Raw genomic sequence first — 19,241 nt, 5'->3', positions numbered from 1 at the left:
TCGCGATTCATCCCCCGGTAGGTCTGACGGGTCTTGACAGAATTAGAACAAAACATGAATATTATGGGGTGAGGCCGGGGGGGCGATTCCCCCGGCCTTTTTTATGGGCCTGCGACTCCGCGCCTTAGGGTGACTGCTGCTTTCCGGGAGACCGCCCATGCCGAAAAAAACGACCCCTGTCGCCCTTCGCCCGACGCCGGAGCGGCGGCGACAGGCCGAGCCGATGCCCTTGCCACCCGATTTTGTTGCGGGGAATCCAGCCCCGGTCCGGCTGACGCAGGATGTTGTTGATCGTTACCTCGCGCGCGGTGACCTATCGGGACGGACAGCAGAGGCGGCGATGCGCCTGCGCGGCGTGCTGGAGCGTTTGACGCGGGAGCCGCGTTTGATCGGTGCCTATGGCGACCGCTTAGCCACGGCCTCCTCCCGCACCCAGAAAATTCCTGACGGTCCCGGCGAAGGGGTTCACCGTGCGGGCGATGTCTGGCGGCTGCTCTGTCGGCGGATGGGGCCGATCCTAAGCGGTCTGGTTACGGCGGTCTTTTGCGAGGGGATCAGCGCCCGCGACTGGGCAGCCCGCAGCCAACGGCATCCGGCTAGCGGTATCGAAATATTAAGAATTGCATTAGATGCTTGTGCGGACCATTGGGGATTGCCCACCGATGACCGATAACAAAGAAAAGGCCGGATCGACCGGCAGAGGAGCGGGGATAGGATGAAATCAGTTTTAATGGCCGCCGCAGGTCTATTGGTTGCGGCTCACGCGCAGGCGGCAGACCCGGTGAAGCTATTCGCCAATGATGCGGTGCCGCCAAAAGCGTGGCGTGACGGGACGCAGACCAAAGGCTATGTGGTGGATGCAACGCGGGAAGCCTTTCGCCGCGCCGGAGTGGAATTATCGTTGGAAGCCGCGCCCTTCAAACGCGCCTATGCCCAGGGCGAAGCGGGCGAAGGTTGGTTGACGGGAATTTTCAAAACCCCCGACCGGGAAAAGGTTTTTCTGTTTAGCGAGCCGGTTGGGTCCGACGAAGTGATTCTGGTTACGCTGCGTGGCAAAGAGTTCGCCTTCGATAAGCCCGAGGATTTGAAAGGCAAACGCATCGGCTATCAGGACGGCGCCAGCTACGGCAGCTTCTTTGTCGAAGCGCAGAAGCACTTCCAAGGTGACCCAGATTCCAACCCGCGCCAACGCCTGCAGAAATTGATGGCCGGGCGGCTGGATGCCGCGATGATCAATCCGGGGGAGGCCGCCCTGGCCTACCATATGAAAGCGCTGGAGGAGCCGCTGGATAAGGTCAGCGTACTGCCGAAGCGGGTGGCGGTAGAGCCGAATTACATCGTCGTCGCCCGCAGCCAAGCCCAAGCAGCGGCCCCAGTGCTGGAGAAGGTGAATAGCGCCCTGAAGGCGATGGCCGCCGATGGGACGCTCGAGAAAATCATGGAAACCTATCGCCGCTGATCCTGGGTAGGCCGACCCACCCCGGGTCGGTCGTCTCCGGCGGCAGGTTCAAGTCCCGGCGGAGATACGACGGCAGGTCTGCCGTCCGCAGCCGGGGCGGGGGGCGCTTGAACCAGCGGGGCCAGCTCAGGCAAAAGCGTTTCAGGTTGTGTCGGATCAGGATCATGCGAGAATGCTGCGCGCTTCTTCGCTAAGCCGCGATGCCAAAGTGTTTCGATCTGATCGCAAAGAAATGCCCTTGCCACCCCCACCTGCCCGCCCGGTAAATTGGGATGATCTGCGCCTGTTCCTGGCCGTGGCGCGCTGCGGCAGTGTGGCCCGCGCCGCTCCTCAACTCGGGTTGAGCCACCCAACGGTCAGCCGTGCCCTATCGGCGCTGGAACGGTCGCTCGGGCATAATCTGCTGTTGCGCAGCCGGTCTGGCTTTACGCTGACCCCGGAGGGGGAGGCGCTTCGCGACCGCGCCGAACGGATCGAGGCGCAGGTGGCCGAGGCGGTCGCCAGCAACCAAACGCCGATCCGTATCACAGCGGGCGGCTGGATATCGCGGTTTTTGGCGCAGAATATGGCGGTTTTGCTCGACGATGGGCCGCCGCTCGAAATCGTTAATTCCTATAGTTTTGTCGATTTAGCCACAGCCGAGGCGGATATCGCCATCCGGCATCGGCGACCCGAACGGGGATATGTGGTTCTCCGGGCACTGCCAGATTTAGCGTTCGCGGTCTATGGGCGACCGCAATTCGCCGATATTGCCCGCCCTGGCGCGTGGCAACGGGCGCCCTGGGTTACCTTTGATGCGGCCCAGATGGGGTTTCAGTCCGGGCGATGGCTGCTGCGCGAAGTGCCGGATCTTCAACCGCTCCTCCGTTGCACCCAAGGCGTGAATATTCACGATGCCGTGCGCGCCGGGGTAGGAATCGCAGTGCTGCCGCGTTTCGTCGGCGACGCCGACCCAGTTTTGCAGCGCTTCTCCCCCAGTTTAGCGGTGGACGGCGGCGGTCTTTGGCTCGTCGTTCACGAAGATCGGCGTGAGGCGCCTCGTGTTGCTGCGGTTGTCGATCGGCTTGTTGCGTTGTTTCACCACCACCGCCGATTGTTTCAACCGGACGATTAGGAAGGGGCAAGGTCGCGCAGCCGATCCCCCAGCGAGCGGCGCGGCGCTTGCCGCCATTTGCTGACCGCCGGAGCCGCCACAACCTCGCCCAGCGTGGCGAAGGCTTCGTGATTGCGCTCGATCTCCTCGGGCCGATAGAGGTAATTGACCATCAGCCCATGCGCTTGCCTCAAGCCCTTGGCCGACAGATCCCCGAATGGGTTCAGCCGCTCCAGCCGGGCGCCATTGCCAAGGTGAAAGCGCGCCACCGGATCGACCGGGCGGCCGCGCTTGTCTTTGGCGTCGAGGAAATAGGCGGCGGCGGCGCGCAACAGGACCGGTTCAAGCGCCTTGCGGCTCTCTGCTTGGCTTTCCCAGTCGGGGGTTTCCAGCAGCGTTAGCGCAGCGTGATCCTCAGCGGTCAGCAGGTCGCTATTTTCCTGGCGGGCGCGGGCGAGCCAACCGGCAAAGCCGGGGACGGGGGAAAGGGTAACGAAGTTACTGAGGCGCGGAAACTCCCGGCTTAGGGTTTCCACCACGTGTTTGATCAGGAAGTTGCCGAAGCTGATGCCGCGTAAGCCCGTTTGACAGTTGGAAATCGAGTAGAAAACCGCCGTCGTTGCCTCCCGCGCCGGGATTGGCGCCCGGTCTTCGGCCAGCAGTGGCGCGATGGCGTCGGGGATCGCGCGGGTCAGGGCGACTTCAACAAAGATCAGCGGCTCGTCGTTCAACTGCGGGTGAAAAAAGCCGAAGCAGCGCCGGTCCTCCGGCTCTAGGCGGCGGCGCAGGTCGTTCCAATCATGGATGCGATGCACCGCCTCATAGCGGATGATTTTCTCCAGAATATTCGCCGGGGTCTTCCAGTCGATGGTGCGCAGCACGAGAAACCCCCGATTGAACCAAGAGGTGAATAAATGCGTTAGATCGGCATCCAGCGCCGCGTAGTCGCCACTGCCGTCGGGCTGATCGAGCAGCTTTTCCCGCAGTCGCACGAGGGCCAGCGTGCCGCCGGGGGCGAGGTTGAGGCGGCGCAGAAGTTCCTGTCGCCGGGCTTCTGCCGCAATGTGCAAGCGCGTCGCCCCGGCGGGGGTGGGCGCCGCCTGATAGGCCGCGATGGCTTTTGCCAGCGCGTCGGCATCGGGGCCAAATTGGGCCGCCAACCCGTGGAGGAAGGCCCGCTGATCGCCCGCCGTCAGCCCTTGCCAGCCGATTAAAATCTCCTGCGCCAACCGAACGCCCGACGCTTCCCCCCGGTTTGACAGCAAAGCTTCGCATAAGCGCAGTAGGTGGGTGGGGGAGGGGGGTGTTTCCCGCTCCGGGGCGATCCAAGCGCGCCCCCGGTCGGCGATAGTCTGTATCAGCTCGCCGAGAAAACTGCCGGTCATGCGCCCTCCCCCCTGCGTTGTTTCCATCACTGTGCCAGCCGCCTATGGCGAGACAAGGGCAAAGGATAAAAGAATTAAAGTTCACTATTTGTTCTTGACTTCTGAAGTCTGCTAAGGGATAGTGATCCCCGACACTGAGCCAGCCCGCTCGATAGTCGATGATCGAATTCCCTCCCCCCGTCGGTGCCTCCCGGCGGGGGTTTTCTTGTTCATAGCCGATAGGGAGGCGCCGATGGGCCGCCGTGCCACGGGGGCCGAGCGGCCCCTTTCGCTGACCGAGTTTCGCGCCGATCCGGTCGGTTTCGTCACTGGCGTCTTGGGGGAAAGCCTCTGGTCCCGGCAGCGAGAAATTGCCGAGGCGCTGCGCGATCATCGCCGGGTTGCCGTTCCCTCCTGCCACGATGCGGGCAAGAGCTTTCTGGCGAGCCGCCTTGCCGCGTGGTGGATCGCAACCGGGGACGCGGGGGAGAGTTTTGTCGTCACCTCCGCCCCGACCAACGCCCAGGTTAAGGCGATCCTGTGGCGGGAAATCAAACGGGCGCACCGCTTGGGCCAGCTTCCCGGAACGGTCAACCGCAGCGAATGGCTGATCGATGGCGAGTTGGTCGGCTATGGCCGCAAGCCGAACGATTGGGACATGACTGGCTTTCAAGGCATTCACGCCGCGCGCGTTCTGGTGATTTTCGACGAGGCGTCGGGGGTGCCCCAGGCGCTGTGGGATGCCGCCGAGACGCTGATCACCAATGAAGCATCGCGCCTTTTGGCCATTGGGAACCCGGACGATCCCGCAGGCCCCTTCGCCCGCGCGTGTGCCCCCGGCGGCGGGTTTTTGACCCTGCCCATCGATGCTTTCAAAACGCCGAACCTTACCGGGGAAACCATTCCCGAGGGCTTGCGCCCGCTGCTGGTCAGCCCCTTGTGGGTCGAAGAGATGCGCGTGCGCTGGGGGGAGGAGTCGCCGCTCTGGCAGGCGAAAGTGCGCGGGCGCTTCCCCGATATCGCCGACGACCGCTTGCTGTCGCCCGCTCTCTTGCAGTCGGCGGTGACGGCTGCGGGCAGCGCGGACAATCCCGTGGTCCTCGGTGTGGATATCGCCCGCTTCGGGCGCGATGAAACCGTGCTCATCCTCCGGCGCGGTGACCAGGCAGAAATTTATGCGACCTTCCGAAAGCAAGATACGATGGCGACCGTTGGGCGGATCATCGAAGCGTGGCACACCACTGGCGCTGTTGCCGTCCAGGTCGATGACGCCGGCGTGGGCGGCGGCGTGACCGACCGGCTGCGCGAACAAGGGGCGCCCGTTGTGCCCATTCTGGTTGGACGCCCGGCACGGGAGGGGGAACGCTTCCTCAATCTACGCGCCGAACTCTATTGGGGCTTACGGGAACGCGCGGCGGCGGGGCGATTGGTTCTGCCGCAAGATGATCTGTTGCTGCGCCAACTCGGCGAACTGCGCTACCGCTACGACAGTCGGGGGCGGCTGAAGCTGGAGAGTAAGGACGAAATGAAAAAACGCGGCGTCCCCAGCCCCGACCGGGCGGATGCTCTGGCCTTGGCGTTTGCACCCCTGCCGGAGGCGGCATCAGCCCCCCGGGTCCGGCTGATCTCGTGACACGATATAATAGAATAATATTTCAAAAATCGCTGAGATTGGTAATCATAATTTTACGGTCTCGGTATCAGCGTATATCAGGCACCGTTCGGAGACAGTATGAAGTGAGGCGATGATGCAGATGTCTAAAATGATCCGAGGGGCTTTAGCCGCGCTCTCCCTTAGCGCGGTCACGCTTGGGACCTTATCGACCCAGGCCGCCGATCCGGTTCGGCTGGTTGGGTTCGATTCTCTACCGATGTCGGCCATCGTCGATGGGAATAAGCTCGCCGGCCCGGGGTATGAATTCGTCGCCGATCTCTTCAAATCTGCTGGTGTGCCGTTTGTCGCCGAAGGTCAATCGCCGTTGCGGATTGCCGAATCGCTCGATGCCGGGAATACGGTAGCGGTTTATTTCATCCGCACGCCCGACCGCGAGACCCGTTTTACCTGGATCGGCGGGCTGATCGAAGATGATGGTTTTGCCTTTATCACCCTATCGCGCAATCCGAAGATCGATAGTTTCGATCAGGCAAAATCGTTGAAGTCCATAGGCGTAATTAGTAGCGATGCCGTAAAAAATATACTGATTGGCCAAGGTATTACCGCCCTCGATCCGTCACCCTCGTCCGTCCAGAACGCCAAAAAACTGCTTGCCGGGCGGTTCGACGCTTGGTTTTCGACCATCAATGTCGCGCGCTATTGGATCAAGCAAGAAGGGGCCGAGGCAAACACGATTACCGTGGGCAAAACCCTTGTCCCGGCGGCGGGGTGGATTACGGCGTCCAAATCGCTTCCGGCGGAAACCGTTACGAAGCTGCAGACCGCGCTGGCGGCGGCCAAGGCGGATGGCCGTTATGCCGCGTTCCGGGCGCAGATCAACTGAGGCCCCTACGGCAAAGGGGGCTGACAAAACCCTGGAACCGGGGGAAAAGCATAAGGCCGGTCGTGCGATTTTAGGGTACTATCTCCGAACATTCTGCAATCTGAAATAGGGTGGTGTGGGGTAATGGCTATTCCAAAGATCGCGATGAAAGCCTCTATCGTTCTTTCGAATATTCTCGCCGGATTGTTGGGGTTTGCCGCTGCCTCGGCGGCAGCCGAGCCGGTTAGGCTGCTGGGGTTCGATACACCGCCGATGTCCGTCGTGACCGACGGTAAGAAACTGTCAGGCCCCGGCTTTGATTTCGTTGCCGATCTCTTCAAGGCGGCGGAGGTTCCGTTTGTGTCCGAAGGTCTGCCGATTATCCGGGCGGTTTCCATCCTCGACGAGGGGAATGCCGTGATGGTCTTTTTGGCGCGCACCCCGGCGCGGGAGGATAAATACGTTTGGCTCGGCGACATCGTCCCGGACGATGGCCTTGCCTTCACGACGCGCGTCGGTGACGCACCGATTACCAGTGTCGATCAAGCGAAGGGTTTGAAGACCGTGGCCGTTCTGGCGGGCGGCGCGCCTGCGCAGATTCTGCGCGGTAATGGCGTGACGGGACTCGACGAGACCGCGAACGAGAGCCAAAACCTTAAAAAACTTGCCGCCGGGCGGGTCGATGCGTGGTTCACGTCGGCGATTATTACCCGCCACATCCTCAAGGCTGATCCAGAGCAAGCAAAATCCGTTTCCACGGGGCCGAAGGTTATGCCGTGGCCCCTTTGGATTGTTGGCTCGAAAAACCTGGCGCCGGAAGTGGTTGCTAAGCTTCAGCAGGCTTTCGCGACGGCTAAAAGCAATGGCCGTTATGCTGCCTTCCGGGCGCAGATCGACTGACGGCGGCGTCCGGTTCTATCGGGCGAGGCGAAGGTTTAGGCATGCCTCTTAAACGGGCAAAGCCTATAGTGCTGTTCTTTTTTTGAGCGGTATGGTGGCGACTAGCTTCGTTGTCGTGCCAGGAGGTTGGTTATGCGTCTATCGTCTCATCTGTCGGCGGCCCTTATTGCGGCAGGGATTTTGGCGGCCCCCGCCGGGTTTGCAGCCGATCCGGTGAAGCTGCTCGGGTTTCAGTCCATGCCGTTTTCGGCGGTTGGCGAAGGTAAGAAACTCTCGGGGCCGGGGTATGAGTTCGTCGCCGATCTCTTTAAGGCCGCAGGGATCGCCTTTGTAGCGGAAGGCCTGCCCTTTGGCCGGGTGATCGAAGAGTTGAACGGCGATAATGCCGTGGCGGTTTTCCTAACCCGCACCCCGGCGCGCGAGCAGCAGTTCACTTGGATCGCCGGGCTGATTGAGGATGATGGTTTTGTCTTCGTCTCGCGGGCAGGCTCCCCCGCCGTGACCAGTTTTGATCAGGCCAAGACGCTGAAGTCCGTCGGTGTGCTTGCCACCAGCGCGCTTGCGGCACAACTGACGCAGAACGGCGTGACCAATGTTGATCCGGTGTCGTCGGACGAACTCAATGCTAAGAAGCTAGTGTCGAGCCGGATCGATGCCTGGTTCACCTCCAGCACCCAAGGCCGTTATGTGCTGAAGCAGGAACAAATCGCCCAGGATGCCGTGACCATCGGCCCGAAAGTAGTGCCGGTGCCGCAGTGGATTGTCGGCGCGAAGGGGTTGCCGAAGGAAACACTGGAAAAGCTGCAAGCGGCCTTTGCCGCAGCCAAGAATAACGGGCGCTACGCGGCTTTCCGCGCGTCGGTTGACTAATCGGCGTGCTTGACGGCGCCTAAAACGGCTTTGAAGGCGGCGGAGTCTTTATGCTCCGCCCATTCGAAGGCCGCCATTTCCACCGAAATCAGCGGTAGACCCGCGTGAATCAGCCGGTCCCGCGCCAGCGCCTTATCGTCGAGATGGCGGGAGCCGCAGGCGTCGAGGGCCACGCTAACGGCCCATCCTTGGCTCTTCAGCCCAAGCGCCGTTTGCAGCAGGCATACATGCGCCTCGCACCCCGCCAGTACGATCCGGCGGCCCTGCCAAAGGGCGAGCGCATCCTGCACGTGCGCTTCCGTCGCCGCATTGAAATGAGTTTTCGTCAGCCGCCGGGTAATCAGCGGTATAAGATCGGGCACGGTTTCACCCAAGCCGTGTGGATATTGTTCCGTGGCCCAGATCGGCACGCCGCAGGCTTGCGCGGCGTCGGTCAGCAGGCGGGCGCGGTTCAGAACCCGCGCCCCCTCGGCAATGGCGGGCATCAGCTTTGTCTGATAGTCGATCAGCAGGAGAAGAGAATTTTCCGCCGATAGCAGCATCGCGATCCCCCCAAAAGACAGGAGCGGCCTGATGGCCGCTCCCGATAGTTTACGTCCTCGGCTCGCTTACTTGCGGCCCAGGGCCGCGAGGCGCAGGCGCAGGGCGTTGAGCTTAATGAAGCCTTCGGCATCCTGCTGATTATAGACCTGATCGGCCTCGAAGGTCACATAATCCTGGCGGTATAGGCTGCGCGGCGACTTGCGGCCAACGACCGACGCGGTGCCTTTGAACAGCTTCAGCCGCACGGTGCCGCCGACGAATTCCTGGCTCTTGTCGATCAGCGCTTGCAGCATTTCGCGTTCCGGCGAGTACCAGAAGCCGAAATAGATGAGTTCCGCATAGCGGGCCATCAATTCGTCTTTCAGATGGGCCGCGCCGCGATCCAGCGTGATGCTTTCGATGCCACGATGGGCCGCCAGCAGCAGGGTGCCGCCGGGGGTTTCGTAAATCCCGCGCGACTTCATGCCGACGAAGCGGTTTTCCACGAGATCGAGGCGGCCGATACCATGCTTGCCGCCGAGTTCGTTGAGCTTGGCCAGCAGATTGGCGGGCGACAGCGCCACACCGTTGACGGCGATGGGATCGCCCTTTTCAAACTCAATTTCCACATATTCCGGCTCGTCCGGCGCTTTGCGCGGATCGACGGAACGGGTGTACATATCTTCGTCGGCTTCGACCCACGGATCTTCCAGCGCCTTACCTTCGTAGGAGATGTGCAGCAGGTTGGCGTCGGTCGAATAGGGCGCTTCGCCGCGCTTGTCGCGGGCGATGGGAATCTGATGCGCTTCGGCATATTCCAGCAGCTTGGTCCGGCTGTTGAGATCCCAGGTACGCCAGGGGGCGATGACCTTAATTTCCGGCTTCAGCGCGTAGCAGCTTAGCTCGAACCGCACTTGATCATTACCCTTGCCGGTCGCGCCGTGGGAGACGGCATCGGCCCCGGTTTCATTGGCGATTTCGATCAAGCGTTTCGCGATCAGCGGGCGCGCGATGGAGGTACCAAGCAGATAGACGCCTTCATAGACCGCATTCGCGCGGAACATCGGGAAGACGAAGTCGCGGACGAATTCTTCGCGCAGATCATCCATATAAATCTGCTTCACGCCCAGCATTTCGGCCTTGGCGCGGGCGGGAGCCAGCTCTTCGCCCTGGCCGATATCGGCGGTGAAGGTCACCACTTCGCACTGATAAGTTTCCTGCAACCACCGCAGGATGACGGACGTATCCAGCCCGCCGGAATAGGCGAGAACGATCTTGTTGATTTTCTGCGACATAAGCCTAGGCCCTCTCAATCCGCGAAAAGCGCGCGCGAGCATAGAAGGGCGAACGGCAGGCGGCAAGGGGAGGGACATATGTTCGCTAAATGTTCTTGACGCAGCGAATCGCTGAGGTTAGGCTATGCCCTATGATCGGCGGGTAGAGGGGGAGGGACCTCCCGAGGTTATCCGTCCGTAAGACGCTTTGACGATGCATGCCGCCCCCAACCGGGCGGCTTTTTTGTTGCCCTCTCCACGGAGTTCCCCATGCAGATCCCCTTTTTCCGGCGGGCGGCGAAAGCTGCGCCGCGGCGGGAACTTTTGGCCTTTGCCTCGGCGATGGCCAGTCCTCTTGATGCTTCTGCCGCGCTGGGTAGCGGCGCGGGTTATCCGCTGCTGGCCGAACGCTGCCTGCGCCATAATCCCGTGGCCTTTCGCTGCGTCACCATGATCGCCCGGGCGGTGGCGAGTGTGCCGCTTTATCTGCAAAGCGCGTCGGGCACGGAAATTACCGATCATCCGGCGCTTACCCTGCTGGCGCGGCCCTCGCCCTTGGTCAGCGCGCAGGCGTTTTTCGAGACGTTAGCTATCCATCTGACGCTGGATGGTAACGGCTTCATCGAACCGCTCGGCCCGCTGGGGGCGCCGCCGCAGGAATTGCACCTCTTACGCCCCGATCGCGTCTCGATCCGGGCCGGAAGCCACGGGTTGCCGCTCTATCGCGTGTCGCGTGGCGCGCAGACTGAGGACATAGCCCCCGATCCGCTCGATGCCCGCCTACCGCTGATCCATCTGCGGCGCGGCGGCATTGGGGCGGTCGGCGCGGGCGGGGTGGGGCGCGGGCAAGGGGAGGGCGAGGCGGCTTTGGCCGCCATCGCCGCCCACGATCTCGCCGGGCAGTGGAATTCTGCCCTGCTGGAGAACGGCGCGCGCCCCAGCCTTGCCCTGATCTACGAACCCAAAGACGGCAGCCCGGCCAGCCTGTCGGAAGAGCAATTTCAGCGCCTGAAGACCGAACTCCACACGCTGCATTCCGGCGCGGCGAAGGCCGGGTCGATTATGCTGCTGGACGGTGGGCTGACGGCGAAGGAACTGTCCCTCTCGCCAAAAGATATGGATTGGCTCGCCGGGCGGCGGCAGGCGGCGCTCGATATTGCCACGGCCTTCGGTGTTCCGGCGCAATTGGTCGGCATTCCCGATGCCCAGACCTATGCCAATATGGAGCAAGCGCGCCTGAGTTTCTGGGAAGATACGGTTCTGCCCCTCGGTCGCTTGATCGCCGACGGGCTGACGCAGCATCTGCTGCCCGCCTTCGGACCGGGTCTATCGCTTGCGCTGGACGAGGACGCGATTCCTGCTCTGGCCGCGCAACGCCTCGCCACCTACGAAAAACTTAGCCGGGCCGATTTTCTGACCGAGGCGGAAAAGCGCGCGGCGGTCGGCTACGGGCCGGTCTGACCCAACTCCTGAGGAATCTCATGCTTCAAAAACAAGCGCCCGCCGCCTTTGCAGCGCTGGCGGCGGAGGGGCGTGTCGAGGGCTATGGCACCGTTTTCGAGGTTCCCGACCTTGAAGGCGACATCATCACCCCCGGCGCCTTCGCCGCCAGCCTGGATCGTCACCGTCAGGCGGGTACCGCGCCGCGCCTGCTATGGCAGCACGACCCCACTCAGCCGATCGGGCGCTGGGTGGAAGTGCGCGAAGATGCGCGCGGCCTGCGGCTAACCGGGCAGCTCGCCCTCGAGACCCAAGCAGGGCGGGAGGCTTACGCCCTGCTCAAGCAAGGGGCGCTCGACGGCCTGTCGCTCGGCTTCCTGATCCGCCGCGCCGAATCGGCCGGGCCGGGGCAACGGCGGATTTTAGAAGCCGATTTGCTGGAATGCAGCCCCGTTACCTTCCCCTGCCACCCGGAAGCCCGGGTGCTGACCGTGAAAACGCTTCCCTCTTATAAGGAACAAATCATGACCGAACAGACCGAAACCGCGCTGGCGTCACTGACTGCCGATTTGGCGACGCTGAAGCAACGCACCGACGCGCTCGATACCGCCGTCCGCCGTGCCGCCGTGCAGCCGCAGGGAGGCGACGCCCCGGCCCACGGCATTGGCCGCCTGTTGCGTGCGCTGGCGGGCGGGCGGGGCGATCCGGCGCGGGCGGCGGATTTCGCGGCGAAGACCTGGAACGACGGCTATACGGCGAAGGCGCTGGCCGCCGGGGTCGGCTCGGCGGGTGGGTATCTGGTGCCGGAGGTGCAGGCGCTGGAAGTGGTGGAACTGCTGCGCAAAGCCTCCGCCGTCCGCCGCCTCGGTCCGACCGTGGTGCCGATGCCGCACGGCACCCTCCTCATGGCAAAGCTCACCGGTGGGGCGCAGGCCGACTACCTGGGGGAAAATACCGCCATCACCCCGTCGCTGCCCAGCTTTGGGCAGATCCGCCTGACGGCGCGGAAATTGGCGGCGCTGGTGCCGATCTCCAACGATCTCATCCGCTATTCCGCCCCGGCAGCCGATCAGGTGGTGCGCGACGATCTGGTGACGGCGCTGGCCGAACGCGAAGACCTCGCCTTCCTCTATGGCAATCCGACCGGCACCGGTAACGATCCCAAGGGCATCCGCCATTGGGTGCTTCCGGCCCAGGAAATCGCGTCGAGCGGCGCAACCGTTGACGCGATGGTCGCCGACCTCGCTAAGCTGGTGCTCGCCTTGCAGGAAGGTAAAGCCCGCATGCTGCGCCCGGCCTGGATCATGGCGCCGCGCACCTTGCAGGCGTTGATGGCGGTGCGCGATGGGTCCGGCCATTTCGTCTTCCGCCCGGAATTGCAGAACGGCACGCTGAACGGCTATCCGGTCGCGACCTCCCTGCATGTGCCGGTCGCGCCGAGTTCGGAAATCCTGCTGGTCGATATGGCCGACGTGCTGATCGGCGAGGCCACGGGCCTGCTGATCGACGCCTCGGGCGAGGCGGCCTATCCGTCGGGCGGCAGCGTTATTCCCGCCTTTGGCCTCGATCAGACCGTTATCCGCTGCGTCACCGCCCATGACCTCGCCCTGCGCCACGAAGCGGCGGTCGCAGTGCTCACTGGCGTTACCTGGACGCCGTAGGAGGGACTATGCTGACAACCCTAATCCCCCCGACCGAGGAGCCGTTGACGGTCGCCGAGGTTGCCGATTTCCTGCGTCTGCCAGTGGCCGAACCACCTGCGACGGAGCCGGAGGATGCGCCACTGCTGGCGGCGCTCATCACCTCCGCCCGGCAAGTCTGCGAACAGGCGATCCGCCGCCGCTTGCTGCCGCAGACGCTCGGCCTGACCGTCGATGAATTGCTCGACGTGCAGCGGCTGCCCTGCGGCCCGATCCGCGCCGTGCTGGCCGTGGAGCAGCGCGACGCCAGCGGCGGGATCACGCTGATTCCGACGAGCCGCTATATCGTCTCCGGCACCCGCATTGCCGCGATCAACCGTTGGCCCGCGCCGCTGATCCCCATCGGCGCCTTCCGCGTTATCTATGAAACCGGCATTGCCGACACGCCCGCCGATGTGCCTGCGGCGCTGAAGCAGGGGATGCTGATGCTCATCGCCCATTGGTACGAGCGGCGCGAAGCCGTGCCGGATGAGACGGTGCAGCCGCTACCCTTCGGCGTTGCCGCTCTCTGGCATCCCTACCGGATGTTCCGCCTATGAGCGGCATGGCCCCACCGGGGTTAACGCGGGCCGACCTGCCGTCTGCCGTCGTCACCGCCCCGCCCATCGGCGCGTTGCGCGAAAAATTCTTCGTTCAGCGCGCCAAGGATGATCCCGGCCCAGACGGCGGCTTGACCCGCAGCTATCAAACCCTCGCCCTTATCTGGGCGTCGGTCGAACCGCTCGATGGTCACCTCATCCTCGCCGGGCGCGATGTCGCCGCCGCGACCGGGGCGGAAGCCCCGCAACTGCGGCTGCTCACCCGCTACTCCCTGTTTCTCGCCGAAGCCGACCGGATCGATACGATCCTCTATTGGCGGCGACGGCGCGAACGCTGGCGCATCCACCGCGTTGCCGACCTTGCGCACCGGGGCCGCTTCCTCGCCCTCGATTGCACCCTGTTGGAACGGGTCGCGCCCTCGGTGCCCTAAGCCAAGGACCCCCTCATGCTCACCGAAATCATCCAGCGATTAAGAGTGCTGGCGGATGTTTTTGACACGCGCGTGGCCGGGGCGGCGACGGTAGAGGCGGCGGTCACCCAGACGCTGACCGAGTTTCCGGCGGCCTTTGTCGTACCGTTGGAAGACAAGGCGGAGCCGAACCGCGCCGATGAAAATCTGTTGCAGCTTTTGCATCAGAAAATCGGCGTTGTGGTTGTGCTCGATGCCTCTGCCGACCCGCGTGGTCAGGCGGCGGTCGAAGCGGCTTGGACCGCCGTGCGGCAGGCCCTCTGGTATGCGCTGCTCGCCTGGACGCCCGATGGCTGTTCGGAACCGCTGGCCTATCGCGGCGCGCGCGTCCTGCGGCTCGACGCGGCCCGCCTGTGGGTGCTGTTCGAGTTCGACGCGCCACGGCTTCTGTCGGAAACCCTGTCGGCGACCGACGACCTGCCGCCCTTCACCCTGTTCGCCCCGGAACTTGCCCTGCCGACCACGGTTCTGCCCGTGCTGCCGGGCAATATTCCGCTGCCCCCGCTCACCCCGCCGGTGCCGCCCTTCGGCCCCGGCCATTTTTGACCACTAGGAGCAACCGATGTTCGTTCTTCCCGCCCCGACAGGCGCTGGCCTGCCCGGTTCCGTCTTGCGCGTCCTCGATCCCGATACCGGCCTGCCGCTGCCGGATACCGGGGCCGAGGTGCCCGCCACCCCCTATTGGCTGCGCCGTCTTGCCGATGGCGATGTCATCGTCCCGCTGCCGGTACGTTCCCGCAAAGCGGCCCAGGAGTAAGCCTCTATGATCGTTTTCAACGATATTCCGACGTCGATCCGCACGCCTTTTACCTATATCGAGTTCGACGCCAGCAAGGCCGGGGGCGGGCTGCCGCAGTTTCCGACCAAGCTGTTGGTGATCGGCCAGCGCCTGGCGACCGGCACCTATCCGGCGCTGGTGCCGCAACTCATTACCAGTTCCGACCAGGCGCGCCTCGGCTTCGGCACCGGCTCGCAACTGCACCATATGATCCAGCGGGTGCGCGAGAATAACGCCTACACCGAAACCTATGCCATCGGCGTCGATGACCTCGCGGCGGGGGTTGCGGCCACCTGGACGGTCGATCTGACGGGCACGGTGCCGACCGAAACCGGGCTGCTGGCGCTTTACATCGGCGGGCGGCGCATTCAGTCGCGCGTCAAACCGGGCGAGACGGCAGATACGGTGGCAACGAACCTGCTGGCGGCGCTGGCACTCGATGCCGATCTGCCGGTGACCGCCACCCGTTCGGGGGCGGTGCTGACCCTGACCGCCCGCAATGCCGGGGAGGGCGGCAACGAAATCGACCTGCGCACGGTTTTTTATCCCGGTGAACGGCTGCCGGGCGGCGTCGTCGTAACGATCACCCAGACGGTTGTGGGCGCGGGCAACCCGGACCTGTCGAATGTTCTGGCGGCGCTGGGGGGCGAGCATTACGAGTTTCTGATCACCCCTTGGACCGATAGCGCCAATATGACGGTGCTGGACGATTGGCTGCTGGCGGCATCTGGCCCGACGGTGATGCGCGAGGCCATCGCCTTTACCGCCCGGCGCGGCTCGCTGGCCCAGTTGTCGACCTGGGGCAGTGCGCGGAATAATCAGTTCGTAAGCTGCATGGGCTTCCAGAAATCGCCGACCCCGGCCTATGAATGGGCGGCGGCCTATGGCGCGGTGGCGGCCTTCCATCTGCCGATCGACCCGGCCCGCCCGATCCATACGCTGGCCTTGAAAGGCGTGCTGCCGCCACCCTCCGGCGACCGTTTCCGGCAGGACGAGCAGAATATTCTTCTCTATGACGGTATCGCCACCTTCATGGTCAGCGCCGATGGGCGCGTGCAGATTCAGCGCGAAATCACTACCTACCAGAAGAACGCCTGGGGCCAGCCGGATGCGGCGTGGCTGGATGTGCAAACCCCGGCCACCCTGTCGTTCCTGCGCAAAGACATCCGCTTCCTGATCGAAACCAAATTCCCGCGCCATAAGCTGGCCGATAATGGCACGCGCATTCTGGCGGGGCAGCCGATTGTGACGCCGGATCTGCTGAAGGACGAACTGATCGCCCGCGCCCTGCTGTGGGAGGGCCTGGGGCTGATCGAGGGCATCGACACCTTCAAGCGTGAGGTGGTGGTGGAGCGTGATGCCGCCGACCGCAACCGCGTTAACGCCCTGATCCCGACCAACCTCGTCAACCAGTTCCGCGTCTTCGCGGGGCAGTTGCAGTTCATTATCTAAAGGAGGCTATTGATGGCCACTGTTTGCGGCGACCGCGTTCTTGGCAAAGCGCGCGTGACGGTCGATGGCGAGGTGCTGCGCACCGAAAAAAGCGTCGCCCTTACCCTTGCGGGGGATGAAATCAAGGAAGTGGAGGGTGATTACGAAACCGGCTTTACCGCCGAGTTCAAGGCCGCCGAACTGACCTGCAAAATCATGGTGAAGCCGGGCGACAGCGTGCAGCGCTTCGTTGGTCTGTGCGGGGCCACGGTGGTGGCGGAATTCGATACTGGCCAGCGCTATATTCTGTCGGAAGCGCGGCAGAATTCCCGCCCGAAAATCACCGGCAAGGACGGCGGCCAGGTCGAACTGAAGTTCACCGCCACCAAGTGCGAAGAAATTATCGCGTAATCGGATTCACCCTCGGTCCAAATCGGGCCGGGGGTTTTTATTGATAAGGCCGGAGGCGAGAATGGCGATTGATCTGTCGGATTTCGAGGCATTTGGCGACGCCCTGCGCCGGACCACCGGCACCCTATTGATTGTCGAGGAAGCGTTAAGCCGGTCGGCCGTTCTAACCGGCGGCCTCTGGGGCCAGTCGACCGAGGAGAGCGGGGCGGAGGGGTTTCAGCCTGCCGTTTTCCGCTCCACCGGCCCTGGGCTACGGGCGGGCCAATCGGCGCCCTATGGGGCGGGGGTGACGCCGGTGGCTGCCCCATTGATTGCCGCTGCTTTGCCGGTGCTAGAGTTTCTGGGGGTCTTGAGTCAGATCGTCGGCTATCTGCAAAAGACCGTCGGGGTTGTCGGCTCCGTTGCGCAGACGTCGGCGAATTTCGAGACCGTGCTGGAGCGGCTGCGGAATCAGTTCGGGGCCTCTGGGGCGGAGATCGAGAAATTCCGCGACGCGGCGATTAAAAACGCCAAGGACCTGCAACAAACGCCATCCGCCTATGCGGAGGTGTTTAGCAAGATCGGCACCTTAGACCTCGATAAGGACAAGCAGGGCGAGGATGTTAAGAAAGGCGCCCTGTCCGAGCGCCCCAATGCGGCAAAGGTCAGCACCGCCGTTGCCCAGATTGCGACCGTCCGCAATCTGCCCGCAGGTGATCTGGCGGAAGTGGTCACGCCGCTGCTCACCCCGGTGCAGAATAATATGCGCGCGGTCAACCGCCGTCTCGCCCAATTGTACGCGGTCTATGCCGATGCCCCGCTGCCCGATGCGATGATGAAGACCAGCTTCGCCCCGCTGGTCAACCGGGTGCAGGAGTTCGGCGCGTCGGAAGCCCAAGCCATCGGCAGCGCGGCAACCCTGCTGGATTTCGCCAAGAAACGCGCCAACGACCCCGCCCAGGCGGTAAAAGCGACGGAAGAATTGTTCGCCCAACTGAACGATGCCGACGTGCGGGCGCGGTTCCAGGCGAAGGGCATCGATATCGCCGGGCTGCGGCAGAAAGCGACGCAGGCGGGCAAGGATCCAGTACTGGTGATTGCGGAGGCGATTGAGGATAATCGTCGATTCAATAAAAATGATCTGGATTTTGAGTTAAAATCTGTCCTGAAGGAAAAACAGTCGGCCGTGCTGCTGGCGGACCTTGTGAAGGATACGAAGAAATTTAGGGACGATAGCCAAGAGAAAACCAATCAAACCGACGCGCACTCCTATCTCGAGGCCTTCAAAGCCCGCCAAACCAGTGCCCTCGGCACCTATACCGCCGGAAAAGTTGCTCTCGAAGCCGGTCAAATGGACATTGGCCGAAAGGCGATGGGGGGATTGGGAAGCGTGCAGGGAGCGATCGGCGAGGGAGCTCGGGAAACACCGGATATCCTGGATAAGTTTTTCGAGTCCTTAGGAAAATCGCGGATGCCATTGGAAGGGCAGACTATTCCTTGGCATTTGATGACCCCGATGGCCTACCCCGTTGAACGGTTTCGCGCGCCGACCAGCAATGAGCCGACGCTGCAAGAAGCGGGTTTCCGCTATGGGCGGGAGCAAAACCTATCGCCGCCCACACCGGTCAAGACCGAACTCACCATCCATCTAACCGGCCTTCAGCCGGGCATGTCGGCGACCGTGATGAGCGACAGCGAGAAATTCATGACCAAGGTTTATAGCGGCTATGGTGTTTATAACTTATAATTGCTGTTGAGGGTGAACCCCCAGCATCACTGGGGGTTTTCTTTCCTATATTTTTCGATTTGCATATCGCAGAATTTGGTCTCTTCACGATAGAGATTCGTCAGTGTTTTGTAGCCGATCTCGAACAGCCCATCTGGGAGTCTTTTTGAGCTTTTTGTGTTTCCATAAGTTAAAAGATAGTCGGAAATAAAATATTTTGGTAAATTTACGTAAAATAAACAGGAAAGTCCGCCTAAGTTCTTCTCGTAAATAAGATTGTATAATCCATAATAATTTTTATATATATCATTTGCTGCTTTTTTAAGATATTTCAGATTGTTTTCATCGTAAGGTTGCTTTTGTTTTATTATCTTCGTAAAGAGGTCGGTGGATTCTGGTCGGATTTTATCCATATCGGATAGAGTTAAATTTCTGGCGCTTCTATGGTCTTCTAGCTCAGTTGGAATTTGATCTAGATGCCGATCGCACCGATTAAAAACAATAAAATGGCCTTCAAGTGATTCCTTTTGCCTGTCTTTCAGTTCTTGATAATTCCGGGGCATGCCAATGATTTGTTGTGTTTCCGTCCCGTTGAACTCTTTATAATCAGTTGTGTCCTTCCAATAGTCCCAGGCAAAAGTCGCAGCCCCTTGGCAGAAGCTGCCCGTGCGCCGTTCGTAACGTTCATAGGGGATTTGGGCGGAAAACCAGCGGGAGATCCGATAGAACTCCCGCTCAAGGCGCTTCATTTCCGCGAGGTCCATTTTGGTCTCGTTGGTATAAGCGTAAATCAGCAGGTCGGTGGTTT

20 protein-coding genes are annotated in these 19,241 nt (G+C 62.1%); 16 read left to right on the top strand and 4 right to left on the bottom strand.

What is annotated here, in order from left to right:
• Positions 1-157: 157 nt before the first annotated feature.
• The 3 genes from CHR90_RS01480 to CHR90_RS01470 all read left to right on the top strand — a co-directional run bounded on the left by CHR90_RS01480 (position 158) and on the right by CHR90_RS01470 (position 2,573).
• On the top strand, positions 158-673 hold the full coding sequence (locus CHR90_RS01480) for a hypothetical protein (RefSeq protein ID WP_094407016.1): 516 nt from the start codon (positions 158-160) through the stop codon (positions 671-673).
• Between the two features lie 42 nt (positions 674-715).
• A complete protein-coding gene (locus CHR90_RS01475) occupies positions 716-1,459 on the top strand; it encodes a substrate-binding periplasmic protein (protein WP_094407014.1) in 744 nt (247 codons plus the stop codon).
• A 172-nt stretch (positions 1,460-1,631) separates the two neighbouring features.
• Positions 1,632-2,573 carry a LysR family transcriptional regulator gene (locus CHR90_RS01470; protein WP_094407012.1) on the top strand — a complete coding sequence of 314 codons (942 nt, stop codon included), beginning with the start codon at positions 1,632-1,634 and terminating at the stop codon, positions 2,571-2,573.
• On the opposite strand, the gene CHR90_RS01465 is transcribed toward CHR90_RS01470, so the two are convergent.
• Positions 2,570-3,937, bottom strand: a complete 1,368-nt coding sequence (locus tag CHR90_RS01465; RefSeq protein ID WP_094407152.1) for a malonyl-CoA decarboxylase — start codon at positions 3,935-3,937, stop codon at positions 2,570-2,572. The two genes, CHR90_RS01470 and CHR90_RS01465, sit on opposite strands and share 4 nt — an antisense overlap.
• Before the next feature lie 232 nt (positions 3,938-4,169).
• On the opposite strand from CHR90_RS01465, the gene CHR90_RS01460 reads away from it, so the two are divergent.
• From CHR90_RS01460 to CHR90_RS01445, 4 genes are all read left to right on the top strand, one after another.
• On the top strand, positions 4,170-5,549 hold the full coding sequence (locus CHR90_RS01460; RefSeq protein ID WP_094407010.1) for a hypothetical protein: 1,380 nt from the start codon (positions 4,170-4,172) through the stop codon (positions 5,547-5,549).
• A 112-nt stretch (positions 5,550-5,661) separates the two neighbouring features.
• Complete coding sequence (locus CHR90_RS01455) at positions 5,662-6,414, top strand: substrate-binding periplasmic protein (protein WP_094407008.1); 753 nt, start codon at positions 5,662-5,664, stop codon at positions 6,412-6,414.
• Positions 6,415-6,537: 123 nt separating this feature from the next.
• Positions 6,538-7,293: a substrate-binding periplasmic protein gene (locus tag CHR90_RS01450; protein ID WP_094407006.1), complete on the top strand. Its 756-nt coding sequence runs from the start codon at positions 6,538-6,540 to the stop codon at positions 7,291-7,293.
• Positions 7,294-7,425: 132 nt separating this feature from the next.
• The gene (locus CHR90_RS01445) at positions 7,426-8,163 is read left to right on the top strand and encodes a substrate-binding periplasmic protein (protein WP_094407004.1); all 738 of its coding nucleotides are present in this window, start codon (positions 7,426-7,428) and stop codon (positions 8,161-8,163) included.
• Here CHR90_RS01445 and CHR90_RS01440 read toward each other — a convergent pair.
• Together CHR90_RS01440 and CHR90_RS01435 are read right to left on the bottom strand one after the other, a co-directional pair.
• On the bottom strand, positions 8,160-8,705 hold the full coding sequence (locus CHR90_RS01440) for an isochorismatase family protein (protein WP_094407002.1): 546 nt from the start codon (positions 8,703-8,705) through the stop codon (positions 8,160-8,162). The two genes, CHR90_RS01445 and CHR90_RS01440, sit on opposite strands and share 4 nt — an antisense overlap.
• 66 nt (positions 8,706-8,771) lie before the next feature.
• A complete protein-coding gene (locus CHR90_RS01435) occupies positions 8,772-9,980 on the bottom strand; it encodes an argininosuccinate synthase (RefSeq protein WP_094407000.1) in 1,209 nt (402 codons plus the stop codon).
• A 249-nt stretch (positions 9,981-10,229) separates the two neighbouring features.
• Here CHR90_RS01435 and CHR90_RS01430 point away from each other — a divergent pair, with 249 nt between their 5' ends.
• The 9 genes from CHR90_RS01430 (at position 10,230) to CHR90_RS01390 (ending at position 18,454) form a co-directional block, all read left to right on the top strand.
• Complete coding sequence (locus CHR90_RS01430) at positions 10,230-11,420, top strand: phage portal protein (RefSeq protein ID WP_094406998.1); 1,191 nt, start codon at positions 10,230-10,232, stop codon at positions 11,418-11,420.
• Positions 11,421-11,440: 20 nt separating this feature from the next.
• Positions 11,441-13,060 (top strand): phage major capsid protein, encoded by a 1,620-nt coding sequence (locus CHR90_RS01425; RefSeq protein WP_094406995.1) that lies wholly within the window; start codon positions 11,441-11,443, stop codon positions 13,058-13,060.
• 8 nt (positions 13,061-13,068) lie between these two features.
• Positions 13,069-13,638 carry a head-tail connector protein gene (locus CHR90_RS01420; protein WP_094406992.1) on the top strand — a complete coding sequence of 190 codons (570 nt, stop codon included), beginning with the start codon at positions 13,069-13,071 and terminating at the stop codon, positions 13,636-13,638.
• The gene (locus CHR90_RS01415; protein ID WP_094406990.1) at positions 13,635-14,069 is read left to right on the top strand and encodes a phage head completion protein; all 435 of its coding nucleotides are present in this window, start codon (positions 13,635-13,637) and stop codon (positions 14,067-14,069) included. The genes CHR90_RS01420 and CHR90_RS01415 overlap by 4 nt, the downstream gene beginning before the upstream one ends.
• A gap of 15 nt (positions 14,070-14,084) precedes the next feature.
• Positions 14,085-14,654 (top strand): phage tail terminator protein, encoded by a 570-nt coding sequence (locus CHR90_RS01410; protein ID WP_141210841.1) that lies wholly within the window; start codon positions 14,085-14,087, stop codon positions 14,652-14,654.
• Positions 14,655-14,670: 16 nt separating this feature from the next.
• Positions 14,671-14,865 carry a DUF2635 domain-containing protein gene (locus CHR90_RS01405; RefSeq protein ID WP_094406986.1) on the top strand — a complete coding sequence of 65 codons (195 nt, stop codon included), beginning with the start codon at positions 14,671-14,673 and terminating at the stop codon, positions 14,863-14,865.
• A gap of 6 nt (positions 14,866-14,871) precedes the next feature.
• Positions 14,872-16,338 (top strand): phage tail sheath subtilisin-like domain-containing protein, encoded by a 1,467-nt coding sequence (locus CHR90_RS01400; protein WP_094406984.1) that lies wholly within the window; start codon positions 14,872-14,874, stop codon positions 16,336-16,338.
• Positions 16,339-16,350: 12 nt separating this feature from the next.
• Positions 16,351-16,728, top strand: a complete 378-nt coding sequence (locus CHR90_RS01395) for a phage tail tube protein (RefSeq protein WP_094406982.1) — start codon at positions 16,351-16,353, stop codon at positions 16,726-16,728.
• Between the two features lie 61 nt (positions 16,729-16,789).
• Entirely contained in the window at positions 16,790-18,454 is a 1,665-nt protein-coding gene (locus CHR90_RS01390) for a hypothetical protein (protein ID WP_094406980.1), read from the top strand.
• Positions 18,455-18,480: 26 nt separating this feature from the next.
• Here CHR90_RS01390 and CHR90_RS01385 read toward each other — a convergent pair.
• A partial coding sequence (locus tag CHR90_RS01385; protein ID WP_212668584.1) for a hypothetical protein occupies positions 18,481-19,241 on the bottom strand: 761 nt, incomplete at its 5' end.

It is taken from the genome of Elstera cyanobacteriorum (genome assembly GCF_002251735.1).
Lineage (GTDB): Bacteria > Pseudomonadota > Alphaproteobacteria > Elsterales > Elsteraceae > Elstera > Elstera cyanobacteriorum.
The sequence above is the reverse complement of the archived record's forward strand: the minus strand, read 5'-3'. Positions and strand labels throughout refer to the sequence as shown.